This window comes from Streptomyces apricus (genome assembly GCF_008369065.1).
Lineage (GTDB): Bacteria > Actinomycetota > Actinomycetes > Streptomycetales > Streptomycetaceae > Streptomyces > Streptomyces apricus.
On sequence record NZ_VDFC01000073.1, the window covers coordinates 3,135 to 6,205 of the forward strand.

Sequence of the window (3,071 nt, forward strand, 5' to 3'; positions counted from 1 at the left end):
GTGCGCCGCACTCCGGACATGAACGAGGTGGTCGGCCGGGACGACCTCCTGCTCCTCACCCTGGACACCCTGCGCCACGWCGTGGCGGTCGAGCTCGCGGCGGCCGGCCGGCTGCCGAACCTCACCGCCCACCTGCCCGGCGGCMCCTGGGAGGAGCGGCACGCGCCGGGAAACTTCACCTACGCCTCCCACCAGGCGATGTTCGCCGGCTTCCTGCCCACGCCCGCGGGTCCCGGACCGCATCCGCGGCTGTTCGCGGCGCGGTTCGCGGGCAGCGAGACGACGGCGGACGGCACGTTCGTCTTCGAGACCCCCGACCTCGTGTCCGGGCTCGCGGCGCGCGGCTACCGCACGGTGTGCATCGGCGGCGTCGGCTTCTTCAACAAGCAGGGCGCGCTCGGCAGCGTGCTGCCGGGCTACTTCCAGGAGAGCCACTGGGAGCCGGAGTTCTCCGTCGCCTCCCCGACCTCCTTCGAGGCGCAGGTGGCGCGGGCCGAGAAGACGGTCGCCGAACTCCCCGCGGACCAGCGGCTGTTCCTCTTCCTGAACGCCTCCGCGCTGCACCAGCCGAACTGGTTCCACCTCCCCGGCGCGACCCGCGAGGCGGGCGACAGCCGCGCCACGCACGCCGCGGCGCTGGAGTACGTCGACCGGCACGTCGGGCGCCTGTTCCGCGCGATGAGTTCGCGCCGCCGCTGTTTCGCGATCGTCTGCTCCGACCACGGCACCGCCTACGGGGACGACGGCTACACCGGACACCGCCTCGGCCACGCGTCCGTGTGGACCGTGCCCTACGGCCACTTCTTCCTGGAGCCCACCGCATGACCGTCACCGCCACGGGCGCCGCCGCGGACAGCCCGGCGAGCACCTCCGCCGACACACCTGTCACTCTGCCGCGCCCGTACCAGAGCTATACGTACGCCTATCCGCACAAGACCGCCTACCGGCCGCTCGCCCCGCGGCCGCGGCTCGCGGACCTGTGGGCCGGGGAGTCCCGGCAGGCGCTCTCGCTGTACCTGCACATCCCGTTCTGCGAGATCCGCTGCGGGTTCTGCAACCTCTTCACCCGCATCGGCGCGCCGGACGGCCTCACCGGGCGCTACCTGGACGCCGTACGGCGCCAGGCCGCCGCCGTGCGCGAGGCCCTCGGCGACGGGGAGCCGCCGCGTTTCGCCAACGCCGCGTTCGGCGGCGGCACCCCGACCTATCTGGAGGCAGCCGAGCTGGAGCGGCTGTGCGACATCGCCGAGCAGGAGACGGGCGTGGACCTGCGGGCCGTCCCCCTGTCGGTGGAGGCGTCCCCGTCGACGGCCACGGCCGACCGGCTGGCCGTGCTGGCCGAGCGGGGCACCACGCGCCTGAGCCTCGGCGTGCAGAGCTTCGTCGAGGAGGAGTCCCGCGCCGCGGTGCGCCCGCAGCGCAGGGCCGACGTCGAGGCCGCGCTGGCCCGCATCCGCGAGAGCGCGATCCCCGTCCTGAACATCGACCTGATCTACGGCATCGACGGCCAGACGGCGGCGAGCTGGCGGTACTCCCTCGACGCGGCCCTGTCCTGGCGCCCCGAGGAGATCTACCTCTACCCCCTGTACATCCGGCCGCTCACCGGTCTCGGCCGCCACGCCGACCCGCGCACGGCCGACCGGGAGTGGGACGAGGAGCGCCTGCGCCGGTACCGCGAAGGCCGCGACCACCTCCTGGCGCACGGCTACGAGCAGGTGTCGATGCGCATGTTCCGGCGCACGGACGCGCCGCCGCAGGGGCCCGACGACTACGCCTGCCAGACCGACGGCATGATCGGCCTCGGCTGCGGCGCCCGCTCGTACACCTCGCGGCTGCACTACTCCTTCGACTACGCCGTCTCGATGCGGGAGATCCGCGGCATCATCGACGACTACACCGCCACCGAGGACTTCTCGCGCGCCCTGCACGGGAGATGGGTCGACGAGGACGAGGCGCGCCGGCGGCACCTGCTGCAGTCGCTGCTCCAGGCGCAGGGAATGCCGCTCGCCGACTACCGGCTGCGGTTCGGCACGGACCCCGGCGACGACTTCCCGGCGGAGCTGGCCGCCCTCACCGCCCGGGGCTGGCTGGACGGCACCGTCCGGCCCGGGCTGCTGCGCCTGTCCGCCGAAGGGCTCGCCCACTCGGACGCGATCGGCCCCGAGTTCTTCTCACCGGCCGTGCGCGCCGCCATGGCCGCCTACGAGACGAAGTGAGGGCCGGTGGACCTGACCCTGCTGTACCGCGGCCCCCTCTCCTCCTGCGACTACGACTGCCCCTACTGCCCGTTCGCCAAGCGCCGGGACAGCACGGCCCAGCTGCGCGCCGACCGGGCGGCGCTGGAGCGCTTCACCTCCTGGGCGCACGCGCAGGAGGACGACCGGCTCTCGGTGCTCTTCACCCCGTGGGGCGAGGGGCTCGTGCGGTCCTGGTACCGGCGCGCCCTGGTGGAGCTGTCGCACCTGCCGCACGTACGGCGGGTCGCGATCCAGACCAACCTGAGCTGCCGCACCGACTGGCTGCGGGACGCGGACCTCGGCACCGTCGCGCTGTGGTGCACGTACCACCCGGGGCAGACGCCGTACGAGCGGTTCCTCGCCAAGACGCACGCCCTGGCCGGCCTGGGCGTGCGGTTCAGCGTCGGGATCGTCGGCCTTCCCGACCACCTGGAGCACGCGCGGCGGCTGCGCGCGGAGCTGCCGCGCCACGTCTACCTGTGGGTGAACGCCGCCGAAGGGCACACCTACACGGACGAAGAGGCCGCCGGGTGGACGGAGCTGGACGCGCTCTTCCCGTTCAGCCGGCATCCGCACCGCTCGGCGGGGATGCCGTGCCGCACCGGCGAGTCGGTCCTCTCGGTCGACGGCGCGGGCACGGTCCGCCGCTGCCACTTCGTCCCCACCGAACTGGGCAACCTCTACGACGGCTCGTACCGCGGCGCGCTCGGCCCGAAGGCCTGCCCCCGGGAGGTGTGCGACTGCCACATCGGCTACGTGCACCTGGAGACGCTGCCGCTGTACGACGTGTTCGCGGGCGGCGTCCTGGAACGCGTACCGCACGCCCTCCCCGAC

3 protein-coding genes are annotated in these 3,071 nt (G+C 73.6%); all 3 read left to right on the forward strand.

Going from position 1 to position 3,071, the window contains the following annotated elements:
• Window positions 1–18 precede the first annotated feature (18 nt).
• Complete coding sequence (locus tag FGF04_RS33615; RefSeq protein ID WP_149515178.1) at window positions 19–825, forward strand: STM4013/SEN3800 family hydrolase; 807 nt, start codon at window positions 19–21, stop codon at window positions 823–825.
• Window positions 822–2,216, forward strand: a complete 1,395-nt coding sequence (locus tag FGF04_RS33620; RefSeq protein ID WP_235882634.1) for an STM4012 family radical SAM protein — start codon at window positions 822–824, stop codon at window positions 2,214–2,216. Before FGF04_RS33615 ends, FGF04_RS33620 begins: the two co-directional genes overlap by 4 nt.
• Window positions 2,217–2,222: 6 nt before the next feature.
• Window positions 2,223–3,071 (forward strand): STM4011 family radical SAM protein (locus tag FGF04_RS33625; protein ID WP_149515179.1); only part of this gene is annotated, 849 nt, incomplete at its 3' end.

Bases quoted from the DNA above. Each gene is read 5' to 3' on its own strand.
- FGF04_RS33620 (WP_235882634.1), top strand. From the start codon at position 822: ATGACCGTCACCGCCACGGGCGCCGCCGCGGACAGCCCGGCGAGCACC.